We start from the raw sequence: 23240 nt of genomic DNA, 5'->3' as shown, positions 1-23240 counted from the left end.
CATACGCGTAAATCGCCAGGTCGTACCACTCGACGAAGTTGCCAATCGCTCCGGAAATAACGACTCGCCGGAGAGTCACCCGATCGGCTTGCTGTGGGTTAGCGGTTTGAGGGGGGGCAGTCGACGGTGTTCTATCGACTGGGTGCAGGGCACCGACTGCATGATCATGGCTACCTCTTTATATCAGTTTGATGATCGGTTCGTCGCGTCGTTGAGTCCCGCAATCAGGCCGAGTTATCGCAGTAGGTCGGCGAAAGACCTGGGCAAGTGCTGAGATCTCCGATCAATCCACCCATTGCGGCACAACATAATTCAACCTATCCGGGCAGAATTATCCTGCGCTCCAGCGCTGATCACCTCCAGGGGCGACCGCACCTCCACTACCTGGCGCCCACACGCCCCGAGCCGCCGCTTATGCCGAATCCACCGGGCACCGACTCCACTCGGTCACGGCGCGCCGGAAAAAGAACCTGGTGATGCGGAGGTGATCAACTCGCGCAACACCTCCCGCACGTGTTCGCAGTGTGGGTTCTGTGATCCGAAGAACCGTCGCAGTCAAGCACTGTTCGAGTGCCAGAAGTGCGGGTGGGCCGCGAATGCGGACCATAATGCTTCTCGCAACATTTCCGCACTCGGACACGAAAAGTATTGGGCCGCCCAGTTAACCGTGCCTAAAGCAGCCACTTCTCTAGCATCCAGCTAGATCGGTGAGCAGCAAACCCGGTACTTCAGGGCCAGGTATTGATATCCCCAGGTCGCAGGGACTGCAACACTTCACTGCAATCAATACCTTCGCCCAGCGACGAAGGTGGCCAAACCCTCAACGAAGATCGAGCGAATGTAGAATGGATCCTGCCGGGCGGCCCCGAGCGTGGGATTTCCCTGGCGGACGATGACGATGACCGATGACGATCGATTCTTGACTCAACGCGACGTGGCCGGCTTGGTCACGAGCGAGTTGAGAGCGGCCGGTTTTGATCAGGCCGAGGAAATCGGACACGGCGGATTTGGCGTGGTGTATCGCTGTATCCAGACCGCCTTGGATCGCACGGTGGCGGTAAAGGTGCTTCCCTCCGGGCTGGACGATGAGAACCGCGAGCGCTTCCTGCGGGAGCAGAGGGCGATGGGCCGGTTGACCGGGCATCCCAACATTATGAGCGTCCTTCAGATCGGTACGACCGATAGCGGCAGCCCCTACCTGGTGATGCCATATTTCCCGGAGGGGTCTCTGAGCATCCGTATTCGGCGGAAGGGCCCGCTCTCATTGCAGGAGGCATTGCGAGTCGGCGTGAAGATGTCGGGCGGTCTCGAAACCGCTCATCGACTCGGCATCATCCACCGTGACGTGAAACCGGCGAACATATTGCTCACCGACTATGGTGAGCCCGTGCTGGCGGACTTCGGCATCGCACATATCGCCGACGGATTCAGGACCGCGCCTGGGACCGTCGCCGGCTCTCCCGCATTCGCCGCCCCTGAAGTGCTTATCGGGAGCCCGCCGACACCCGCTGTGGATGTCTATGGGCTTGGAGCCACGTTGTTCACTGCACTGACCGGGCACGTCGCATTCGAACGCCACAGTGATGAGCAGGTGGTGGCCCAGTTCTTGCGGATCACGACACAACCTCTCCCAGATCCGGCTGAGCACGGCATAGGTGGAGATGTTGCCGCGGTGATTGAGCGCTCTATGTGCCATTCTCCTGGCGACCGGCCCTCGGCGGCTGAGTTCGGCGAACTGCTCCAGCAAATGCAGGCCCGGAATGGGCTCCCCACCGACGAGATGCTGATACAAGACAATTCCGATGACGAGCAAAACATCGGCGGTCCAGCCTCGCCGGTGCCACTGGTTGTCGGCCGACACGATGTTCACAATCCGCCCGGCGCTGCGCTCGTCGGGGGAAAGCGGAACTTACCGCTGGAGCTCACCTCCTTTGTCGGCCGCCGTGTCGAACTGTCGGAGGTGAGGAGTCTCCTAGGGACGTCACGGCTGGTGACGTTGACCGGAATCGGTGGGGTGGGCAAAACACGGCTGGCGATACGAGTCGCAACCAACGCGAAACGGGCGTTCGCTGACGGGATGCAGCTAGTCGAGTTGGGCAAGCTGCGGGATGGTGCGCTGTTGACGGATGTGGTTGCCGCCGAACTTGGGCTGCGCCATCAATCGGAGCGGCCGTTGCTTGAGCGCCTGGTGGAGTTCCTCGCGCCTAAGAAGTTGCTACTGGTACTGGACAACTGTGAACAGGTAGTGGATTCGGCAGCGCAGCTGGTGGAAACGCTGCTGCGTGCCTGCCCAACATTACGAATACTGGCCACCAGTCGAGAGCCTCTGAGTATCCGGGGTGAAGCGGTTCTTCGGGTGCCGCCACTGAGGGTTCCTGACATGGACCGGGGCCTTCCTCAAGATATCTACCACAGCGATGCGGTCGATCTCTTCGCCGTACGCGCCGCCACTGCTCTGCCAGGCTTTGAGATCACCGAGAGCAACGCGACCACAGTGGCGAGGATCTGCGAGCGTTTGGATGGGCTACCGCTCGCGATTGAACTCTCGGCAGCGCGGTTGCCCGCCATGTCTACTGAGCAGCTCCTGCAGCGACTAACCGATCGCTACACGCTGCTCACGCGAGGCAGCCGAGATGCGCCGAGCCGTCAACAGACCCTGCGCCTCTGTATCGACTGGAGTTACGGACTGTGCACACCGATCGAACAACAGATCTGGGCGCAGCTGTCGGTATTCGCCCACGGCTTCGATCTCGACGCCGCAACCCAGGTGTGCCAGTGCAGCGAGAGACTGGACGACCTACTCGACGTGCTGGCATCCCTGGTCGACAAATCTATTCTGATCAGGGAGGAGTCAGACGTGGTCGTGCGGTTTCGAATACTCGAAACTCTGCGTGACTATGGTCGAGAGAAGGTGGGGGATCCGGGCGCGGTTCGAGCCCTGCGTCGACGTCACCAACACTGGTATCAACAGCTAGCCCTCAACGCCGATGCAGAGTGGATCTCATCTCGGCAGCTCGACTGGATCGCTCGCCTCGATCGTGAGCAACCCAACCTCAGGGAGGCGCTTGAATTCGCCCTCACCGAGGATGCCGAGTCAGGCTCCGCGTTGCCTTTTGCAACAGCCCTGCAACCGTTCTGGTACTCGCGCGGCCAACTCGGTCAGGCTCGCCATTGGCTTGACCGCGCACTCGCAGTTCAGCAGCCTACCTCCGAAACCCTTCGCGCCAAGGCATTGTGTCGCGCGTGCCATCTTGCCGACGGCCTCGAAGACCGCGCCGCAGCAGCCTCGCTAGTCGCGCAAGCCTGGAACCTTGCTGAACAAACGGACAATCCGCATGCGCACGCGTTCGTCGAACTCACCGCAGGGCTTCACGACATATATGCGGGCAACTTCGCCGACGCAGTCGCAACGTTGGAGCGAACTCACTCCACCTTTGCCGAACACGGCGATGTATTCGCTCAGGTAAGAGCGCTCTTGAGCCTTGGATGGGCGCGACTCTTTCAGCTGGACATCACGGGAGCACTTGAATGCGACGAGAAGGCCCTCGCGATCAACGAATCGCATGGGGAATCGGTCAATCGCTCATATGCCTTGTGGGCCACAGCAGTTGCCGCGCGGCTTGCAAACGATCAAGCCCGAGCGCTGCACCTACTGCAGCAGGGGCTGGAGCTGATCCGTCTCCGACGGGATTCCTTGATGGCCGCTACGTGTTTGGAGGCGCTGGCTTGGCTTGAATCCGACACAGGAGACAGTCAGCGCGCTGCTGTGCTATTTGGTGCAGCTAAGGCAATGTCTCAGACGTCGGGCAGTTCCACCGTGCTGTATCCGAAGCTTCTTGTCTACCATGATAAATGCGAGCGCAACACGATCCGGGCTCTAGGCCGGGCGGCGTTCGAGTCCGAATACCGTGAAGGTGGCTCGTTGGATCTCGATGCCGCAATCGCCTATGCCCTTGGTGAAGAACCCGAAGTCTCGAAGACCACGGCATGTCCGGCGACGGAGCTAACCAAACGTGAACGGCAGGTGGCTGATCTCGTGGCCGAGGGCCTGACCAATAGGGAGATTGCAGATCGCCTTGTCATTTCTCAGCGCACCGCACAAGGGCATGTAGAACATATCCTGACTAAGTTGGGCTTCGTGCGACGCGCCCAGATCGCTGCTTGGGTTGCGGCGGCTGCAACCGCAAAATCCCCGTAAGCGAACAGCCGCGAGAGCGCTGCTTGGGTTGCGGCGGCTGCAACCGCAAAATCCCCGTAAGCGAACAGCCGCGAGAGCGCTGTCAAGACGGATTCCTTTGCCGCTCCGGTGCCGACAACATCTCGATGGAGCGTTGGGGTTCAGAGCACAATACGGCGGCATCGAACTCGTCGGAAGTGACGATGTCGAAGGTGCTGTGCCGACGACGGCTATTGAACCAACCGACCTACTCCATCGTCGGGAGCTCGACGTCATGGATCGTCTTGATCAGACAGTGAGGAAGAAACTGCTTATGGAGAGGTCTATCTTGTACGGTCAGATGAGAATGTCAATCTAATTCAGACCCAGTAGGGCGGCTTGATTCGAACTGAACCGTGCCGAATTTCTCGCTCCTGTGCTGGCGACATCTCCGGCTGGGGAATCGCGAGTTGTGCAGCAGCAGAGGTAATTCCGATTTTGGCCGTCGCGGAGGAGTTCAACGACCGACCCCGGAAATCGCTCGACTGGGACACCCCTGCAGAGCGCCTGAGTGCTTTACTGGAAGTCTCGTAACCACGAGTGTTGCGACGATTGCTGGAATACAAGGCGTGGGATGTTCCGTAATATCGGTGACCCACAGTTTGTTCGGTTCGTCGCGGGTGAATTTACGGTCCACGAGATCGCTCGCACTCGGGGTCTGATGCTTGGAACGCGCACGCTTGTTTCCCGGAAGTCCTTTCACACCAGCAGCTCTCATCAACAATTCGATACAGCCGTGTCAAACAGCAATACCGTGACCAAGGGTGAGTTCGGCGTGGACCCGGCGGGCACCGTAGGTGCCATGCGAGGCGGTGTGAACCTCGGTGATGAGCTGTGTCAGCCAGGCATGTCGCAGTGAGCGTTCCGAGGGTGGCCGGTTTCCGTCACTCGTAGAAGCCGGACTCCGATACCTCCAGAACTCGGCACGCCGTCTGGACGGGTAGCCCCTCCTTGGCCACCACTTTTATCGCTTCGAACCGCCTTTGCGGCCGCCACCGACTTCAGCAACTCGGTGGAGCGTTTGGCAATGGCAAGTTCGGTTTCCAATTCCGCGATTCGACGACGGACAGCGGCGAGTTCAGCGCTCTCGATCGAGTTCAGGCCCGGCTTCTGCCCTGTATCGATGAGCTCCTGGCCCAAGCCAGTTGTAGATGGTCTGTTCGGTGACATCGAGATCCGAGGCGACCTCGGCGACCGTGCGGCCTGACTTCAACAGGTCGAGAACTTTTCGGCGGAACTGAAGGTGGATAGCGTCGGGGCATCGTGGACCTCTCTCGGGTGCAGCAATGCCTGAAGTAAAACAAACGAACTCCGGTGCGATTCAACCTCATCCTTAGCCAAATTCATCCCACGGCCCGCTGTGAAGTAGGAGCGGTAGTGCGGGTCAGGCGAAACTCGATCTGCGGTGGAGCCCGGAGCAGATCACCGGACCCTGCGCCGCGATCGTGGTGCCCGGTGAGGGCAGCGCGTTCTGTTCCGGCGCTAATCGGTCATTGATCGAGGACGCTCCGGATCTCACCACTAAGATGCTGGGACCGCGCATGCTGCCGTTCTAACATACTTGGTTGCACCCCGTCGTATCCCGGTTCGTGTCAACGGGCAGGCAGTCGGCGGAGGTGTATGTCTCGCGTTGGCATGCGATTTGAGGATAGCCGGCCATAACGCAGTGTTCAGCAAGCCATTCGTCTCCCGAGGAGCTCACGGTGGATTGGGCTCAACCTGGTTGTTGCCCGAGGCCGTTGGATTGACTCGTGCGCAGGACATTATTTACACGGGTTGAGAGGTCGGGGGGCGTCAGGCGTTGGATTAGGGATTGGTGACGGAGGCCGTGGACAATGCTGTGGAACATGCCTTGTCCACCGCTGTTCGCATCGCCGAAGCCGGTCCTATCGCAACGCGAGTGATGAAAACTGGCCTCGAGACAGCTGCCGCGGGGCTCGAATCTTCGATCCAGTGGGAGGCGATTGCTCAGTCGATGACGCTGACGACGTCAGACCTCCAACAAGGACCGGTGGGCTTTCGCGACAGTCGCTGCGGCCGGCACCCGCCGCGATCGCAGACGCCTGCCGGTCCGCAGAGACCTACAGGACGATCGAGACTCCGGCATACAGCCGTGGGAACTTGTGAACCTCGCCGGCGAACAGGCAGTTTCTTCGTTGACGCGGAGTGATGACATAGCCGTTGGATCGACCCCGGATCGGGCTGCACACCAGGTCCGGACTGTGAGCTCCGAGGTGCCCGTGTCGATTTCGGTCAACGTCGGAGGCATGAGGTCCGAGGGTGCGGGTGACTTGTCGCCGGTACTCCCGTCACCCCGACGGAGCCTCCAGAGCGCAGTGGCAAGGAACTCCCACCGGGCCGGAACGGTGCTCAGGACAACTGCAGAGCATCCGATCTCGGCGACCTCGGATTCGTTGCACCACAAGCGATCCGTAGCCCGTGCGCCGAGGGAGAATCATATCGCCGTTGCAAGCGGACCGACGACGAGAGCCGGCGGTGCATTGTGGCTGTGATACCCGCCGGCAGCTCGCTATAGCCCACTCCGACGCCCGCCCTCGACTACCAGGTCGTGCACGTCGCATCGATTCTTCAGCTCGATTCCGTTGGCAGGCAGGCTCAATCGATCAGCCGCCCGGCGGCGCCTCAGCGGCCGCGCAATGCGTACGAATGACGGTGACGGCTTGCGCTCGAGGATTGTGACTTGAGCACCTGCTTCGGCTGCTGCGAAGGCGGCAGTTGCGCCGACGGCTCCGAAACCGATCACTACTACATCGACGTGTTGTTCCTCAACCATTCGGAGCCTCCGCTTCACGCTTCTTCTCAGTCAGTCCGGCGCGACGATGAAGCCGCGCCGGGTACACAACTGCAGGGGCTGACCCGCACACATGTGCGGTGTGCCGATGTGCCGGTGGGAGGGGCAGTTGCCCTTCTACTCGCGCACGCTCTGCGCGTGCTCAGTGTTCGACGTGAATGTGCCGACGGATGCGGCATGTCGTCCGGCACGTCGACCGGAATAGATGCAATCCGCGAGCGAGAGTCCGCTGATGTAGTTGTTCGAGCAGATCCCGATCGCGTTGCGCCCGGCCGCGTAGAGGCCTGCAATGGCCTCGTTGTTGTCACGCAGAACCTCGCCCGTCGTCTCGTCGACGCGCAGCCCGCCGAGCGTCAGTCCCGGTGTCGGGTACGCGAAAGCATTCTTGATCGCAATGTTGATCGCGTAGAACGGACCTTCTGCGACCGGGGTGCAGAGAGACGGGGCCTTGTGTGCCGGGTCTCCCGTTCCCGAGTTGATGCCCTCGTTGTATGCGTTCACCGTCTCTGAAACTGCTTCCGCCGGCACTCCGAGCTTCTTCGCCAATGCGCTGATGGTTTTTGCCTTCTTGTGGCCGAAGGGGGAGAACAGATAAGCGGCCTGGAGCCGCTGGAAAAGCTGAGTCTGGTGAGGCAGCTGTTTGCGGGCCTTGTTCCACTGACGGGAATCGAGCAGAAGGAAGCCCTTGCCCTGATGCTCCCGGATCATGATGTCCGAGTGTGTGGTTCCGTACAGGTCTTCGTTTGCGATGCGGCCGCCTTGCGGACCGACAGTGACCCCTTCGAGGAACGCATTGGGAGGCGACATGAACCTCCACGCGGTCATCCGTTCGAGCTTGTCCGTCGAGCCGCCCGCCGATACGCCCAGCGTGATGCCCGACCCATCGTCTCCTTCGGTGCCCAGCGGCGTGAGGTCGGCGAAATCACCGGCATACTTGGCTTTCATCTCCGGGTTGAAGATGAAGCCGCCGGCCGACAATACGACCGTGCGGGCGCGCGCCTCCCCGTCAGTCCCGTTCTCCTGCCACAACTTCTCCGCAGCGGCGGTAACACTCCCGATGAGCCAGGGGGCCCAGTTGGTCAACTTGGAGGCGCGTTTGACGAGCTTGGCGTACTGGATACCCGCCGCGCTCTCACGATCGACGGTCCGGTACTTCACACCCGCGATCTGACCGTCTTCGATGATCAACGACTGGACTCTGGATAGTGGAAGGAAATGGACACCCTTGGCCATCGCCGAACCGCTCAATCGAGCGAAAAGCTCTTTCCCCGAGTTCAGGCCCGTCGCCAACTGCCGATGCCCACGGGCAGCGGGAGTCGCGTGTTCTACAAACGGCCATGCCTTTTCGTTGCCCGAATAGTAAAGATAGTGGTTATCGGTCGGGTACGACGTCTTGTAGGGGCAGAGCGTTCCGCGGAACTCGGCACCTTGCTCTTCGAGCCAATCGACCATCTCCACGCTCGACTCACAGAACGCTCTGAGTGTCCTTTCGGAAACGGCATCCCCGACTTCTTGACGCAGGTAGTCGAACATGAACCCCGGAGTGTCGATGAGACCCGCGGCCTTCTGGTGGCGCGTACCGCCACCGGCATACACAACGCCGCCGGACAGTGCCGACGCGCCGCCGCCGTAACCGCGGTCGAGCACTAGTACCCGGGCGCCCGCGTCGGCTGCTTCGATTGCCGCAGATGCACCCGCGGCGCCGTAGCCGACGACGATGACGTCGTACGGTTGCTCGTGGGTCAGTTCATTGCTCATACTAAACTCCGATCGTGATGTGTCAGGCCGGGCAAGCCTGTGCTCGAGCTCGTACATACGCGGAGTCGATTAACTCCGACTTATGTTGACTTTCAGTTGATCTCAGCGACGATGGAGCCGACCTCGTACGTCTGCCCGGCAGCGGCAATGATTCGCAGCACGCCGGCGGCAGGCGCCTCGATCTCCGATTCTGTCTTGTCGGTTGCCAGGTTGTAGAGAGGGTCTCCGATATCGACGGAAGCGCCGTCTTCGACCAGCCACTCCGTCAACTCGCCCTCGGTGACGGAAACACCCATCTGGGGAATACTCAGTTCCATTGCCTTCAAGTCCTTCGTTAAATCCGCGCCGATCTGCACTGCAGATCGGCTCGCCGATGTGCACGTGCCCGTTAGGCGAGCAGGTCGCGTACCGTCTTCTCGATCACAGCCGGATTGGGTGTGAAGATCGATTCGAGCGACGGTGAGTAGGGGACCGGTGTGTTCGCGCTGGCGACTCGTCGGACCGGTGCTTGCAGCTCCCCGAAGAGCTCTTCGCTGATGGTGGCGGCCAGCTCCGCGCCAAATCCGTTGCGGCGGACCGCCTCGTGAACGATCACGGCGCGTTTGGTACGTCCCACCGACTCGAGGATGGCGGTGGTGTCCACCGGGGAGAGTGACCGCAGGTCGATGACTTCGGCATCGATACCATCCGCGGCCAGAGTCTCCGCTGTTGCCAGGCAGTCGTGCACCTGACGACCCCAGCTGATCAACGTCACATCCGAGCCTGCACGCGCGGTTCGCGCTTTCCCCAACGGAATCCGATAGTCGCCTTCGGGTACGGGGCCTTTGGCGGCGAAGTACAGCGGGTACATCTCGATGAAGACCACCGGGTCATCGTCGAAGATCGAAGAAAGCAAGAGGCCTTTGGCATCGGCAGGCGTTGACGGAACAACGACTTTCAGTCCGGGCGTGTGGATCAGCGGACCTTCGAGCATGTCGGAATGCTGGGCACCAAAGCCACCCCCGGCGCCGGTGACGGTCCGAACTGTCAACGGAACGTTGGTCTGGCCGCCGGACATGTACCGCAGTTTCGCGGCATGGTTGACCAACTGGTCTGCACACACCGCGATGAAGTTCATCAACATGATCTCCGCGACCGGTCGCATCCCGGTTATCGCAGAACCGATTGCTGCGCCCATGATCGCCTGTTCGGAAATCGGGGTCGGTCGTACCCGTTCGAGACCGTACTTCGTCGATAACCCCTTGTGGATACCGAATCCACCGCCCTTGGGGTCCTGGATGTCTTCGCCGAGTTCGAATACGGTCTCGTCGAGATCCAAAGCGATATCCAGTGCTTCGTTGATTGCCTGGAGCATCGTCATCGTGCGCGTGGCGACCGCAGCGGTCTCGTCGTGGGTTCCGGATTGTATTGTCATGGCTCAGACACTCTCCGCGTATACGTCGGTGGTCAGTTCGGATGGGTCGGGAAGTGGTGCGGCCAGCGCGTACTCGAATGCGTCGTCGATTTCGTCCCGAACCTCCTTCTCTATCGCCTCTACTTGACCTTCGGTCAGGACACCCGACTCGATGAGCTGTGCACGCATTCTCAACACCGGATCGGCGGCGATGGCAGCAGCCAATTCTTCTGCGGGCATGTACTCCATACCGTCGCCCATCGCATGTCCTTGGAGGCGATAGGTGAGCGCCTCGATCAATGTCGGACCCTCTCCCGCTCGTGCGGCTTCAACAGCAGTTCGCGCTGCGCTGTACATCGCAGCGGGATCGTTCCCGTCAACGCGCAAGGATCGCATGGAGTACGCGGCGCCGCGCTGGGCGATCTCAGTCACCGACGTGCCGTTTGCCAGCGTGGTGTACTCCGCGTACTGATTGTTCTGACACAGGAAGATGACCGGCAGCTTCCAGAGCGACGCAAGATTCATGGCTTCGTGAAAAGCCCCGATGTTGGTGGCACCGTCACCAAAGTTCACCACAGTGACCTGGTCGGTCTTGCGCATCTGCGCCGATAGTCCGACGCCCACAGCGATCGGGAGACCGGAACCGACAACACCGGTGGTGACGATCAATCCGGAACTGACGTCGGTGATGTGCATAGGGCCGCCCTTGCCCTTGCAACTACCGGGGGCGCGGCCGAAGAACTCTGCGGTCAAGGTTCGCAGCGGCACGCCCTTGGCGATCTGGTCGTGCACACCTCGGTAGATGGTGAGAACGTAGTCGTCGTTACGGAGCACAGCGCTCATCGCGGACGGGATGATCTCCTGTCCGCTCGGCGAGTAGTACATTCCGCCGATTTTTCCGGCACGCATCATGCCGCGGTACGTTTCGTCGTACTGCTTGATCTTCGTGGCGGTTGTGTAGATACCTACCAGATCGTCATGCGCGACTGTGTGCGCCAACTCGGTGTCGACTTGTGAAGGCAAATCAAACTCCATTCGTAGTGTGGGAGAAACGACTGCACTGGCAAATGACGACCGTGAGTGCCCCGTCATGCCGGGTCTTTCTTGATTACGCCCGGCTTTCGGATGACTACGTCGCCGGATGCCATTACCTGGCAGGCAAGTCGTACCCGGCGCGGATCGGTTCGTCGCCGACGTCGGCTGAGGTCGCTCAGCATCACATGTTCGGCCTCGGTACGGTCCGACACCTGATCGAGACCTTCGACGACCTCACATTGGCACGCAGTGCATGTACCGCGGCCGAAGCACAGCGTCGGCCATGTGTAGTCGGCTCTCCATGCTGCTTCGATCAAAGACTCACCTGGCCGGACTTCGATGAGGTGTCCTGCGGGTTCCACCCGCATGACGGCAAGCGGCCCCTGGTCCGAATCGGCTCGAGTCCTTCGGGACTCACCGCGCAAGATAGCGGTCGATCTCGTTGTGCATGACGTAGATCATCGTTTCCATGCGCGGAGACATGGTCGCTTCCTTGAAGGCCTTGCTGCGGTAGCCGGCCTGTTGCCGAACGATGTTGTCGATGTCCTGGCGAAGGATGAACGGCCAATCCTCGAAGGCCAGCGGACCTTCCGGGCGCGCCGGAGCCTGTTCGGGTTCTGCGGCCGGCGGGATCTGCATGGCGAAGACCTCGAAGATGCAGGTGTTCGGGTCATCGCCGTTCGGACGGACGCGGTAGAAGAGCAGGTTTCCGAAGAAGCCCAGAAGTACCATGTTCGGGAACAAGAATGCGTACTGCGCCGCATCGGGGTTGGGCGGCGGCAACGGGATGCCCGCGTCCTTGGCGTAGGCCGAGTACTCCTGCATGAACGTCGGCAGAATCGCTTCGTCCGGCAGGTCTTGGTAACGGACGCGGTCGGCGATCGTCTCGTCCCGGATCGTGTTCGTGCCATCAGTGCCTTCGAACAGCACCCGGTTCTGCTCCAGGAAGAACTCGCCGAAGCCCATGACGTCGGAATCGAACGGCGTTCCTTCTTCGCTCTTGTAGACACCGTTCACGTGGCCCATACCGTGCAAGGCATACCGCTGGGAGTCGGGATTGTAACCTTCGCCGGTCACACCCATCGCGAGCTCCGGGTGTGCCTGCATGATGTGGTACGCCTCCATGAACGCCTCGAGTGCGACCTTCCAATTGGCATCCAGGACGGTGTATTTCCACCATCGAACGCGCATCTTGTCCATGCTCAGCGGCGCGATGTTCTTATCGATCGTGCCGAAGAACTCGTCGAGTGTAGGCGCGTCGTTGTCGAACGTGATCCAGATGAACCCGTATCGAATCTGGTGCCGTACCTCCGACAACGATACTTTGTCGGAAGTAATGGACTCAGGAATGAAGCCTTTGCGTCCGTAGATCAGCGACTCTGAACCATCGAGATTCCATCGCCACCCGTGGAACGGACACACGATCTGACTGCCGCCGAATGTGCCGCAGCCCTGCGCGAGCCGAGTCGCGCGGTGAGGACATACGTTCTGGAAAACCTTGATGGTGTCGGCGTCTGTGCGAACAACGAAGACAGACTCGTCGACCACGGTGTACTCGATGTAGTCGCCAGGGTTCGGTATGTCTTCTACCCGGGCAGCCCACTGCCAGGTGTTCATCCAGAGCTTTTTGTTTTCCAGGTCCGCGAAGCTCTTGTCGTAGTACCGTTCAGCCGGAATGTGGACGCCGTCGTTCATACGGAACGGCACGCCGGTGGTATCCACGTCGTTGGCCGGCACCAAGGGATTGACTTCCAGCTGTTCGGCCGTGGTTTCCGGCGTCGTTGCGCTGACCGATCGGTCCATGTGGGTAGTCACAAGAATCCCTTCGTGGCTGTGGGTGGTGAGGTGAGAGAACGATGTAGACAACTGCGTTGTTGCGGCGCGGTGGGCGCGGCGGAAGATGCGATCAAAGTCGAGTTTCTTCAACATCTATATTGTATGTTGTGTGAGATTAGTCGCAAGTGATTGCGATTGTCAATCCTCGTATTGTCGTGCTGTCCAGCAACTTCTGGGGATCTGACAGCGTGTGCCGGAAACCTTTCGGCGTGCTCTAATTGAGGCCGCATTATATAAAATTGCCCGATGGGCCCCGGGCTTTGGCGCGATTGAGCCGGATGGCCAGTTGATGAACCGTGCTGGCCTCTCCCGTTGTGGTAATCGACGTTACGTAGTCAGAGTCTGAAACCAAGGAGGCGACCGTGACCCGGATCGAAACAGCTGAGCGAACAACCGACGCGATATTTGCAATCCCGGCGGCTGCCATGGGAGCGGCGCTTGAGCGCGCCGACGAAGTAGACCTCGAAGGGTACGAGTTTTACGTGCTGGGTCGGGGTGGTGTGATGGGTGACGTGAGTGCGGACGTGATCTGCTCCGCACTGACCTGGTTCGAACCGGAATGGGTACGTTCGCACTATCAGGCCGGAACGCGAAAGACGACCCTGGGCAACGCATCTCGAGCGTGGGCGGGCATGGTCGCAGAGTGGGGTGACGCAGGCCTTTCGTCCGACCTTCCGTTGGAACGTCTCTGCGAATTGACCGGACGTATCATCGAAAACTCGCCATCGGCGGTGGCACCTCTATTTGCAGGGTGGCGCGTCCTCCCGGAACCTGATTCGTTGTCGCGGCGCACGATGCACCGTCTGTACGCTTTGCGTGAATTGCGTGCCGGTCTGCACGCCGGCGCGGTGCGGGCTGCAGGCTTGCTCCCTTTGGAGGCGTTGGCAATTCGTACGCCGGTTCTCGCCCCGGGGTGGGGCTGGACTGACCCCCTGCCGGAGGTATCGCACCTTGTCGACCAGTGGCGGGCTGCCGAGGACGGGACAAACCGTGGGGTCGGCCGACTTTTCGAATGCCTCAGTGATGCAGAGGCTCTCGAGTTGGCGGAAGCAGCTGAAGCGGTGCTGGGCCACGTCGGGATGGCCTGGTGGACCGATGAATCTTCGCCAACACTGAATTTCGGTCCTCGACCAGAGTGATCTTCTTCGTGATCACATAGCGTCCATCCTCGCTGAAGCAGGCGTGCTGGCTGTGGTCAACGTCGTGACCACAAGCAATGCCGGTCCTGTCGTCTCCGCCATGCTTCGCGACCCTCGGGTGCGCCTTCCCTCGTTCACCGGATCCACTGAAGTCAGACGCGCGGTGTTGCGAGAATCCGCGGATCAGATCCTCAAGTGCGCGATGGAACTAGGCGGAAATGGGCCCCTCATAGTTCTCGACGACACCGATTTCGATGTTGCGCTCGACGAGACGATGGTGGCCAAGATGCGCAATCGTGGCCAAGCCTGTACTGCGGCGAACCGTATCCTCGTGCACCGCTCAATACATGACACCTTCGTCGAGCGTCTCGCACAGCGCATGGAGGCACTCGTGGTCGGTTCAGGCGTCGATGGAACTACCCAGTGCGGACCGCTCGTCGACGCCAAGAGCGTGACCACGGTTGCCGAACTTGTCGATAGCGCCGTCAGGCGGGGTGCACGGATCGTCGTTGGCGGTCAGACCCCCGAACGTGCCGCCCTCTACTACGAGCCGATTGTGCTGGCCGATGTCCCAACTGGCGCGGCCATCAGCCGGGAAGAAATCTTCGGTCCAGTTGCCGCGATTGTGCCTTCGACACCGACGAGGAGGTAATCGAGGCTGCAATCAACACCGAATATGGACTGAGTGCCTACGTCTTCAGTCGTGACCTTGCCCGCGCGCTCGGAGCCGCAGAGCGTTGGAAAGCGGGATGGTAGCGATCAACCGCGGTCCGGTCGCAGACCCGGCAGCTCCGTTCTGGGAGTCAAGCAGAGCGGACTCGGCCGCGAAGGTGCACGCGAAGGATTACTCGAGTTCATCGAGAGTCATACATTGCCGTCAATTGGTAGCACCGCACAGCGCGGACGTACCGGTGGAAACGGCCGACCGTCGCTGAACTACTTTATCGACTAACAGTGTTGGCAATCTCGTTCACGACTGTGAAGACGGATTGTTCTCGTTCACGACTGTGAAGACGGATTGTTTCGGCCTCAGGCGCTGTGTCAGTCCATAACCAGGATGAGATTCCGACGGCTGGATCCGGCGATTCGCTCTATTTTCTGATATAGCCCGAGCCTGTGGGCCGCCACACGTAGCGACCCACAGGCCCTGTATCCGAGAAACTACATCCGGCTCGATCGGGTCGTCCGCGACCGGGTCGGCTTCCGGCAAAGCCGCCAATACCCGATGCCCGCCTTCTCAGCGGGGGTGGGCATCGGGTATCGGGGGACGGCAGTTTCACCGGCTCAACGCAGGCAATTGATCGGTGCGGCCCGCGGCCTTGCGGAAGGCAAGGACGGTGTCGCGAAGACTCTCAAGGGCTTCCTCGGGATCCCGAGGAAGCGCGATCCGAAGCCGAAGGTCGGTGGCCCCGGACTCGGCCATGTGTCCGACCTGATCCATGGTCGCAGCGACATCGAAATCGCCCTTCGAATTGCGGATGGCGGGCAACCCGGCGGCGACTTGCAAGTCGATGGGATCTCCACCAGCTTGCTCAATGCCCGTCTTCATCTCACGGATTCCGGCGCCGATATCGGCCGCGGCTGCACCCGACGGAATCCAGCCTGCGCCGTACCGGGCGACGCGGGCGACCACCCGTTTATTGACGGTGCCGCTCACCCAGATAGGAACACCTCCAGGCTGTACCGGCTTGGGCATCATGTGGATGCGGTGGAACGACAGATTTGCCGACTGGTGCGACGCCACAGGTTCCGTCCAGAGGGCACGACAAACATCCAACGTATGCTCGAGTAACTCGCCACGGCCCTTCAGCGGGAGACCGGCCGCTTGATATTCCGCAGCCTGCCACCCGACACCGACTCCGAGGTCGAGTCGACCACCCGAGAGCACGTCGAGAGTTGCAGCGCTTTTCGCCAACACCACTGGTCGGCGAAGAGCCGCCAGCAGGATATTCGTGGCGAGCCTCACGTGATTGGTGAATCCTGCAACATACGTCAGTGTCGTAAGCGGTTCGAGCCAATGCCCGTCGGGTCCGGTAGGCTGCAGGCCACCGGCATGGCCACCGATCTCGCGCCTGCCGTACTCGGGCAAGTCCTCGCCGAACACAACGTGATCGGAAACAGTCAAACGATCGATACCGGCTCGGTCATACAACAGCGCCCGTTCGCGCAGGTCTCTCAAAATGCACGGGTCAACGGCCGAGAACGACCCCAGGTCCATTGTCAGTTGCGGCCGAGGCAGGTCAACCCCGTGCATCGGAACCGCCTGGCTTGCCCAGTGGTGCGTACTTCGTTCGTCGGACAATGCTGGCATCGGCGCCGTAACGTATTAGTAGTCGGCCCGAGCCGAGCCCCACGCCTGAACCGCCGCTGATCACCAGTGCGCGCTGGTGATGCAGGGGGCCATTAGTCGATTCTCTTTGAATCACTTGAGATTCCTTGTCTCGGTCCAGTCTATCTGTACGCAATGGCGGACTGTTTTCAGTCGCCGGATCGATCAGGGCGGTACTTAGCTCCGTATCGGATGTACATCACCAATTGCGGTGGTCCCGCAGTGATGTAATGGGCGACGCAGTACATCGCGCCACGTCGTCGTAGCGAGCTTGACCGAGCAGGTGAAAAATCTTGGGTGAGAGGCGATCCATTCGACGACCCACCCGATCTCGTCGGTGCCTTTCAGTTCGCGAGACTGTCTTCGGTCAGGTATGTGGCAACATCGTCGCGTCGGTTGATAACGCCGACGCGAACAGTTGGCGCTCGTGTTGGGTCCACTCCGACGGCATCACGCGCTGCCGCCGAGTGAAGCGCTTTTCGGATGGCTGGACCTGGAATCTTTATCAATATAACCACAGATATTATATATTGTCTATGAACGAAATAAGGCGTTTCTCCGAATAGCTTCGTTCGGTCCTTGGGTGGACAATCCTCCCAATAAGTGCCCGGTGCTCAATCCTGTTGGCCCCAACTGGCGCAGCTATACGCGATCTGGCCGCGGTTGGTTCAGAGGTACTGACATACGCCGTGATTCAGGAATAACTGAAGTCAAACCTGAGAACTTCTCAACCTCGTTTTCTTCGTCAGCTCTGCCAATCCGCTGCGCAGTACGCGTTTGTCAATCTTTCCCATCGCATTGCGAGGAAGCTCGTCGACGATCTCAACGCGATCGGGTGCCTTGTAGTCGGCCAGATATTCGTTGCACCAGGCACGTACCTTCTCGACGACCCCCGGGCCTGCACTCGCCTCCGGAACGATGAATGCCACACCGATCTCACCCACAACTGCAGCGGGAACGCCTAACACCGCTGCTTCCAGTACTTCTGGATGCGCAGACAAGATGCGTTCGACCTCGAGCGGATGGACGTTATATCCGGCGCGAACGTACATGTCCGACCTGCGACCGAGCATGACGATGTCACCGCGGTCAGTCTGACGGGCTTGATCACCGACGTCGATCCAGCCGTTGTGGTCGATTGCTTCCCGAGTCGACACCGGGTCGTTCCAATAGCCCGACATCGCGCCCGGAGATCGCAGGAGCAGACGACCAGTTGTATTGCGTCCGACCGGTATGCCGTCCTCGTCGACAATTTTTGCTTCCACCCCGGGAAGGGGCCGGCCCACGGTTTCCGCTGTGATGTCTGGCGGATCCTCCGGTGATGTTCCGGTGGCCAACGGCACCTCGGAGCTCGCGTAGCGGACAACCACCGGACACAGCAGTCGAGCCCGTAACGAACGGACGAGTTCGGGCGGCACGCGGGTGGCCCCGGTGGCGATGATACGTAGAGACGACAGATCGGTCGTCTCCAGGTCTGGGTGTTCCAGTACCTTCTGCCATTGCAGCGGGACACCTTGTGCAACGGTAATCCGCTCTCGCTCAATGGTTTCCAGCATTGCCGACGCCGACCACGGTCGAGGCGTGAGGACAGTCGTGATGGCCCACGCCAGCTGTTCCCAGACCCGTCCGAGGAAGCCGACGTGGGCGAACGGAGTAGCGAAGAGCCTGCGATCGTACGGTGCGCTGAGCGGGCCCGATTGTGAAGCTGCGAACTCCAGCACCCGATGGCTGTACCACGCACCTTTCGGTGCGCCGGTTGTACCGCTTGTCCACGCGATAGCGGCGGGGGAATTGGGGTCTGTGCCGGTGGCATAGGCCGCTTCCGGACCGGACATGGCGCCGACCACGTCCGCGCGGGAGATGGCGGTGCCACCGAGTTCTGCGGCCACCGCGCACCCGCGGGTGTCTTCGGCACCGACCGTGACGACGGGTTGCACTGTGCCGAGGATTCCGGTGAGTTCAGTGGGACCGAGTCTCGTATCGACACCGGTGACCGTGGCGCCGGTCCACAGTGCGGCGATGTAGGAGACGGCAAACTCGATCGACGTCGGGAGCGCGAGACACACGACCTGTCCTGGCCGCGCGCCTGCCTCAGCCAGGATCGTGGCAACTCCGGCAGCAGCCCGAGCCCACTCCCCGTAAGTGATGCGATGTATGCCGTCAATGAATGCAACGCGATCACCGAACTGCTCAGCAGCTGACCGCAGCGCTGCGTCGACCGTTACAGCACCGCATGCGGAGAGTGGATAGTTCATTGCCGTTTACCTTTGGTCGTGGACCATCATGATCCGGTGAACTCAGGCCGTCGGCCTTCCATCAGCGACATCATGCCCTCGACCCGGTCGCGGGTCTGCGACAGCATCGCGCTCGCAGCCGACTCCTCGGCGAAAGCTGTGGTGATGTCACTTGCCAAGGATCGTCGGTACAGGCGTTTGGTCTGGCCGAGGCTCAGCGTGGGTCCGACTGCAAGCCGTGCTGCGAGTTCTTTGGCGGTCGTTTCGACGTCCGCGTCGGCAACCACACGGTTGATCGCGTGATACCGGTACAAATCCTCCGATTTCAGTGTGTCTCCGAGCATTGCGATCTCCGTGACGACACGCAAAGGAAGAATCCTGGGCAAGAAGTACGGATCGCCGGCATGCGGAACCATGCCGCGTCGGCCGAATACATGCGTCCAGCGGGCGTCTTCGCTTGCCACCACAATGTCGGCCAGAAGGGCCAGCATCCAGCCGATCCCGGCCACCCGGCCTCGCACCGCGCTGATCACTGGGGTTTCCAGTTCCCAAATGATGCGGAACAGCTCCTGGTATGGCTGCATCGGACGGCGGAATGCCAACGGAGTGGTCGGGGGAGGGCCCGATGCGGCGAGGTCGGCGCCAACGCAGAAATCGTCACCCGACCCGGCAATGACGATGCACCGCACTTCAGGATCCTCATCCGCGGTGGTCAAAGCAGCGACGAGTTCGTCGCGCATGGTGTCATTGACCCCGTTTCGACTTTCCGGACGATGAAGACGGACCCAGAGAACGCCGCCGTCGCGGACAAGCCGAAGTGTGTCGGCCGTGGAAGTGGTCGCGTTGCGATCGGAATCAACGGTCATGCGATTGCCTCCTCGAGTTCGGTACCGAGAATGGACACGAAGCTGACCATTTCGCCTGGATAGCCACCTAGGTTGTGGCATAGGGCCAACGATCGGTCAGAAGTAGTCGAGATCTGTCGCTCTGGGGGCGCTTCGCCCCGCATCTGCAGCCAGGCTTCGAACATCATCCGCAGTCCCGAGGCGCCGGTGGGATGTCCGAAAGCCTTGAGTCCACCGTCCGGGTTGACGGGAAGGTCTCCGTCGAGATCGAACCTGCCGTCGAGAACTTCCTTCCAGGCGGTGCCTCGTGCGGCGAATCCGAGTTCTTCCATCAGCACGATCTCGGTCGGGGTGAAACAATCATGTACTTCCGCCATCGCGATCTGGTCCCGCGGCGAAGTGACACCGGCTTGGGCGTATGCTATGTCCGCTGATCGGCCGACCTCGGGGAAATGGGTGTAGTCGTAGGCCGGATCGGTGAGTCCGCGTCCATTCCCTGCGATGAAGGACAGGGCTTTGACGTAGAGCGGCTTGTCTGTGTACTGGTGTGCATCTTCGGCTCGGACGACGATTGCCGCCGCTGCGCCGTCGGCAACTCCCGCGCAGTCGAAAACGCTGAGATCACCGGCAACCGCTGGCATGGCGCAGATCTGATCGACACTCATTTCCTTGCGAAACTGAGCACGCTCGTTGCGGGCCCCATTGTAGTGATTCTTGGACGCTACCCTGGCCATGGCACGGCGCATATCGTCGGGTGCCACGCCGTACTTCTTGGCGTAGGCCGGCGCGACCATCGAGAACATTGCAGCGGCGGCAAGCGTGCGACCGGTGCCGTCACCTGGGATCGGATTCGCGTTCAGACCCTGGAAGCCGCCATCCTTCGTCTTTTCCACGCCCAGTGCCATTGCTGTGTCATACGCCCCACACGCCACTGCATACACCGCTTGACGCAGTGCTTCTGATCCTGTCGCGCAATAGTTTTCGACGCGAGTGACGGGCTTGTCGACGAGTCCGAGGGGCCTGGCGAGGGTGATTCCGCTCATGCCCGACTGTGCGGTTCCCAGCCAGTAAGCGTCGATTTCCTGCCGGTCGAGACCGGCTGACGCGAATGTCTGCTCGGCGGCGTCGATGATGAGTTCGTCGATTCCTTTGTCCCAGTGCTCGCCGAAACGGGTGCAACCCATCCCGACGATGGCGACTCGATCTTTGATGCTGTGTGCAACCATTCAGTGCTCCTGCCGCGGGTCGGCCACGGATCGGTGTAGCCGCGCCTTCCAGAAATAGTTGTGAATACCGTCTGAGGTGGACAGCTTTCGGAATGTCATCTCGACGCGCTGGCCGATCTCCACTTCGTCCGCCTTCACGTCGGTCAGTTCGACGGGCAACCGCCCGCCACCGTCGAAGTCGACCACTGCGAAAACCACAGGGGGACTTTGTGAGTACGACAGCCGGTCGATGGTGAAGGTCACGATGGTGCCGAGGACGTCTGCCATCGGTACGCCCACGGTGTCGGTGGGGCGTGGCGGCAGATGAGGTTCTCCGGCGCTGCCGCCGGCAGTGAAGGCGAACTTCCAGTCTGCGTTGCGGGCGGCCGCGGGTGAGGACACCCGTGCAGGTTCAGGCCGGCGCGGCGGTTCGACGGGCAACAGCCCTCGCCACGCCAGATAGCGGCCGTACGACACAGGCCCGCCTGTGGCGAGTTGGTCGGCCACTGGGCGACCAGATCGGTAGGTGCTGAGACCATCTGTCGTGCGAAGGACCAGAACGTCCGCTCCGTCGGCGAGCGAGAGGACGACAATGTGTTGTCCGGGCTCGGCCTGCTCGAGCGCCGACGCCAGTAACAGCGTGGGTTGTGCGGTGCCTGGATTGCCGAGCACACCATCGAGTCGGTCGATGACTCGATCGGCATTGATTCCGCTCTTGCGCGTCACCGCACTGATGGCCCGGTCGGGCAGGCCTGCGACCACGAGGTGGTCGACCTGTTCGGCAGCAATGCCGGCCGCGGCGAGACCGATTTTGAGTGCCTCGGTACCGATCGGGGTGTAGAGGGCCTCGCTGAAGCGTTCCTCCCAGACCTTGGAGGCGGGTGCGCCAGGCGTACGCCAGCGATCCAGCAATTCGTCGGACAGTGATTCGTGGGCGAGAACTGTTGCCAACACCGGTGTGTCGGTTCCGTTTCCGATTAGTAGTGCGGCCGCGGCGTCACCGCCGGCCGACTCGTCCGGGCCGCCGGGCAGGCCTGTGCGAATGTCCGAGGTGATGACCAACGCGTTGCGGGTGTCGACCAGCGCCGCGCGCAATGCACCGAGTCCGGACCGGACCGAACCGAGCGCGTCGTACGCCGGAACGGTTCGATCCAACCGCAATGCTGCGTGGATGGCGGTGGCGTTGGTGCGGTCGAAGTACGACGGTGTCGCGGTGGCGAACCATAGCGCTTTGACGTCACCACGGCAGCTGCGGAACGCGGCACGCGCCGCTTCGACACCCATGGTGGTTGTGTCTTCGTCGTGTGACGCGACTGCGCGGACTCCGCGCCCGCCGCCGGTGCCCGCCACCGGTGCGATGGTCGACCTGTCCAGTCTGTGATGCGGTATATACACGCCCCACGCGCATACTCCTCGATGATCGCTCATGAATATAATATGTAATATCTTGATTGAGAGTGCAAGTGGGCCAGCCCTAGTCTTCGGCTGATTGTTTGCCCACGTATTTCGCCGCACCATCGAGAGGGTCCATATGTCGTCGAAGAGAACGTCCGATATCGCCGCCGGTCCTGGAAATATCGACCTGACCGGAAAGGTTGCGGTCGTGACCGGCGGCGCGCAGGGTATCGGCGCCGCTACTGTAGAAGCGCTGGCTAGGCACGGAGCTGACGTGGCGACCTGTGACCGCAACGCCGACGGTCTACGCGATGTCGCCGAGCGGATTCGGGCGAGGGGGCGACGCGCGGTTGCCCGGCGACTCGACGTGAGGGACGACGATGCGGTCGCCGCGTTCCTTGCCGAGGCCCGCGCGACGCTGGGGCCGATCGACATCTTGGTCAACAATGTCGGTGGGGGCTATTGGTCTCCGTTTCTGGACGTTCGGCCGAAAGGCCAGAAGGCTCTGATCGATGAGAACTTCACATCGGTGACCCATGTGATCCGGCATGGCGTGCCCTTGATGGCATATGGAGGATCCATTATCAATGTCACAAGTGTCGAAGCTTTCCGCGCCGCGCCAGGCTTCGCGATCTATGCCGCGATGAAGGCAGGAGTCGAACAGCTAACGAGGACACTCGCTCTCGAGTTGTCGGATCGCAGGATCAGGGTAAACAGTGTGGCGCCGGATGCCATACCCACCCCGGGCGACGCGGAGCTCGCTGCCGCCGCGCAAGGGGCCAATACGGCGGTGGACGGGTACGACGAGTACGCAGCATCGGTGCCGCTCGGTATCGGCACTCCCGAAGACGTTGCCGGGCCAATTGTTTTTCTGGCGAGCCAGATGTCGGCATTCATGACCGGAAGTACCCTCCATGTCGACGGAGGCACCAACGCTGCGGGCGGGTGGCGGCGCAATCTGGACGGTCATTGGCGGCCGTGATCGCAGGGATTGGCGATCCACCTGAATTTGCAACATCAATAATGTATATTTGCTTCAGTGT

Annotated in this window: 19 protein-coding genes and 1 pseudogene; 6 read left to right on the top strand and 14 right to left on the bottom strand. The window is 61.0% G+C overall.

All coding sequences use genetic code 11. The features are described from left to right. Positions 1-484: 484 nt before the first annotated feature. Both R4P64_RS31535 and R4P64_RS31530 read left to right on the top strand, forming a co-directional pair. Entirely contained in the window at positions 485-703 is a 219-nt protein-coding gene (locus R4P64_RS31535) for a zinc ribbon domain-containing protein (RefSeq protein ID WP_317824159.1), read from the top strand. 195 nt (positions 704-898) lie between these two features. Continuing rightward, positions 899-4198: a protein kinase domain-containing protein gene (locus R4P64_RS31530; protein WP_317824158.1), complete on the top strand. Its 3300-nt coding sequence runs from the start codon at positions 899-901 to the stop codon at positions 4196-4198. A 757-nt stretch (positions 4199-4955) separates the two neighbouring features. Here R4P64_RS31530 and R4P64_RS34175 read toward each other — a convergent pair. Both R4P64_RS34175 and R4P64_RS34170 read right to left on the bottom strand, forming a co-directional pair. Further along, positions 4956-5045 (bottom strand): transposase, encoded by a 90-nt coding sequence (locus R4P64_RS34175; RefSeq protein ID WP_411742751.1) that lies wholly within the window; start codon positions 5043-5045, stop codon positions 4956-4958. Positions 5046-5294: 249 nt separating this feature from the next. Next, the gene (locus R4P64_RS34170; protein ID WP_411742746.1) at positions 5295-5429 is read right to left on the bottom strand and encodes a hypothetical protein; all 135 of its coding nucleotides are present in this window, start codon (positions 5427-5429) and stop codon (positions 5295-5297) included. Between the two features lie 348 nt (positions 5430-5777). Here R4P64_RS34170 and R4P64_RS34165 point away from each other — a divergent pair, with 348 nt between their 5' ends. After that, positions 5778-5996, top strand: a complete 219-nt coding sequence (locus R4P64_RS34165; RefSeq protein WP_411742745.1) for an enoyl-CoA hydratase/isomerase family protein — start codon at positions 5778-5780, stop codon at positions 5994-5996. Between the two features lie 750 nt (positions 5997-6746). Here the strand turns inward: R4P64_RS34165 and R4P64_RS31525 are convergent. The 7 genes from R4P64_RS31525 to R4P64_RS31495 form a co-directional block, all read right to left on the bottom strand. After that, on the bottom strand, positions 6747-7010 hold the full coding sequence (locus R4P64_RS31525; protein WP_317824157.1) for an FAD-dependent oxidoreductase: 264 nt from the start codon (positions 7008-7010) through the stop codon (positions 6747-6749). A 135-nt stretch (positions 7011-7145) separates the two neighbouring features. After that, positions 7146-8786 (bottom strand): FAD-binding protein, encoded by a 1641-nt coding sequence (locus R4P64_RS31520; protein ID WP_317824155.1) that lies wholly within the window; start codon positions 8784-8786, stop codon positions 7146-7148. 92 nt (positions 8787-8878) lie between these two features. Then, the gene (locus tag R4P64_RS31515) at positions 8879-9103 is read right to left on the bottom strand and encodes a lipoyl domain-containing protein (RefSeq protein ID WP_317824154.1); all 225 of its coding nucleotides are present in this window, start codon (positions 9101-9103) and stop codon (positions 8879-8881) included. Positions 9104-9174: 71 nt separating this feature from the next. Then, positions 9175-10200 carry an alpha-ketoacid dehydrogenase subunit beta gene (locus R4P64_RS31510; protein ID WP_317824153.1) on the bottom strand — a complete coding sequence of 342 codons (1026 nt, stop codon included), beginning with the start codon at positions 10198-10200 and terminating at the stop codon, positions 9175-9177. 3 nt (positions 10201-10203) lie between these two features. Further along, positions 10204-11202: a thiamine pyrophosphate-dependent dehydrogenase E1 component subunit alpha gene (locus tag R4P64_RS31505; protein ID WP_317824152.1), complete on the bottom strand. Its 999-nt coding sequence runs from the start codon at positions 11200-11202 to the stop codon at positions 10204-10206. 65 nt (positions 11203-11267) lie between these two features. Continuing rightward, positions 11268-11582 carry a 2Fe-2S iron-sulfur cluster-binding protein gene (locus R4P64_RS31500; RefSeq protein WP_317824151.1) on the bottom strand — a complete coding sequence of 105 codons (315 nt, stop codon included), beginning with the start codon at positions 11580-11582 and terminating at the stop codon, positions 11268-11270. A 46-nt stretch (positions 11583-11628) separates the two neighbouring features. Beyond that, on the bottom strand, positions 11629-13140 hold the full coding sequence (locus R4P64_RS31495) for an aromatic ring-hydroxylating dioxygenase subunit alpha (protein WP_317824150.1): 1512 nt from the start codon (positions 13138-13140) through the stop codon (positions 11629-11631). 272 nt (positions 13141-13412) lie between these two features. On the opposite strand from R4P64_RS31495, the gene R4P64_RS31490 reads away from it, so the two are divergent. After that, the gene (locus R4P64_RS31490; protein ID WP_317824148.1) at positions 13413-14189 is read left to right on the top strand and encodes a helix-turn-helix domain-containing protein; all 777 of its coding nucleotides are present in this window, start codon (positions 13413-13415) and stop codon (positions 14187-14189) included. Positions 14190-14232: 43 nt separating this feature from the next. Further along, a pseudogene (locus tag R4P64_RS31485) lies at positions 14233-14945 on the top strand (aldehyde dehydrogenase family protein). A 520-nt stretch (positions 14946-15465) separates the two neighbouring features. On the opposite strand, the gene R4P64_RS31480 reads toward R4P64_RS31485, so the two are convergent. The 5 genes from R4P64_RS31480 to R4P64_RS31460 all read right to left on the bottom strand — a co-directional run bounded on the left by R4P64_RS31480 (position 15466) and on the right by R4P64_RS31460 (position 22230). Continuing rightward, positions 15466-16443, bottom strand: coding sequence for a TIGR03619 family F420-dependent LLM class oxidoreductase (locus R4P64_RS31480; RefSeq protein ID WP_317824147.1), 978 nt, complete (start codon positions 16441-16443; stop codon positions 15466-15468). A gap of 785 nt (positions 16444-17228) precedes the next feature. Next, complete coding sequence (locus R4P64_RS31475) at positions 17229-18773, bottom strand: class I adenylate-forming enzyme family protein (RefSeq protein WP_317824146.1); 1545 nt, start codon at positions 18771-18773, stop codon at positions 17229-17231. A 26-nt stretch (positions 18774-18799) separates the two neighbouring features. After that, on the bottom strand, positions 18800-19618 hold the full coding sequence (locus tag R4P64_RS31470) for an enoyl-CoA hydratase/isomerase family protein (protein ID WP_317824145.1): 819 nt from the start codon (positions 19616-19618) through the stop codon (positions 18800-18802). Continuing rightward, positions 19615-20823 carry an acetyl-CoA acetyltransferase gene (locus R4P64_RS31465; protein WP_317824144.1) on the bottom strand — a complete coding sequence of 403 codons (1209 nt, stop codon included), beginning with the start codon at positions 20821-20823 and terminating at the stop codon, positions 19615-19617. Before R4P64_RS31465 ends, R4P64_RS31470 begins: the two co-directional genes overlap by 4 nt. After that, on the bottom strand, positions 20824-22230 hold the full coding sequence (locus tag R4P64_RS31460; RefSeq protein ID WP_317824143.1) for an OB-fold domain-containing protein: 1407 nt from the start codon (positions 22228-22230) through the stop codon (positions 20824-20826). A gap of 103 nt (positions 22231-22333) precedes the next feature. Here R4P64_RS31460 and R4P64_RS31455 point away from each other — a divergent pair, with 103 nt between their 5' ends. Next, positions 22334-23179, top strand: coding sequence for an SDR family oxidoreductase (locus R4P64_RS31455; RefSeq protein WP_317824141.1), 846 nt, complete (start codon positions 22334-22336; stop codon positions 23177-23179). Positions 23180-23240 lie beyond the last annotated feature (61 nt).

It is taken from the genome of Rhodococcus sp. IEGM 1366 (genome assembly GCF_033142425.1).
GTDB lineage: Bacteria > Actinomycetota > Actinomycetes > Mycobacteriales > Mycobacteriaceae > Rhodococcus_F > Rhodococcus_F globerula.
Note: the sequence above shows the minus strand (reverse complement) of the source record. Positions and strands in the feature narration are given on the sequence as shown.

Coding starts and splice junctions, on each gene's coding strand:
- R4P64_RS31475 (WP_317824146.1), bottom strand. CDS start 18,773: ATGAACTATCCACTCTCCGCATGCGGTGCTGTAACGGTCGACGCAGCG.
- R4P64_RS31525 (WP_317824157.1), bottom strand. CDS start 7,010: ATGGTTGAGGAACAACACGTCGATGTAGTAGTGATCGGTTTCGGAGCC.
- R4P64_RS31460 (WP_317824143.1), bottom strand. CDS start 22,230: ATGAGCGATCATCGAGGAGTATGCGCGTGGGGCGTGTATATACCGCAT.
- R4P64_RS31520 (WP_317824155.1), bottom strand. CDS start 8,786: ATGAGCAATGAACTGACCCACGAGCAACCGTACGACGTCATCGTCGTC.
- R4P64_RS31465 (WP_317824144.1), bottom strand. CDS start 20,823: ATGGTTGCACACAGCATCAAAGATCGAGTCGCCATCGTCGGGATGGGT.
- R4P64_RS31480 (WP_317824147.1), bottom strand. CDS start 16,443: ATGCACGGGGTTGACCTGCCTCGGCCGCAACTGACAATGGACCTGGGG.
- R4P64_RS31500 (WP_317824151.1), bottom strand. CDS start 11,582: ATGCGGGTGGAACCCGCAGGACACCTCATCGAAGTCCGGCCAGGTGAG.
- R4P64_RS31515 (WP_317824154.1), bottom strand. CDS start 9,103: ATGGAACTGAGTATTCCCCAGATGGGTGTTTCCGTCACCGAGGGCGAG.
- R4P64_RS31455 (WP_317824141.1), top strand. CDS start 22,334: ATGTCGTCGAAGAGAACGTCCGATATCGCCGCCGGTCCTGGAAATATC.
- R4P64_RS31470 (WP_317824145.1), bottom strand. CDS start 19,618: ATGACCGTTGATTCCGATCGCAACGCGACCACTTCCACGGCCGACACA.
- R4P64_RS31510 (WP_317824153.1), bottom strand. CDS start 10,200: ATGACAATACAATCCGGAACCCACGACGAGACCGCTGCGGTCGCCACG.
- R4P64_RS31530 (WP_317824158.1), top strand. CDS start 899: ATGACCGATGACGATCGATTCTTGACTCAACGCGACGTGGCCGGCTTG.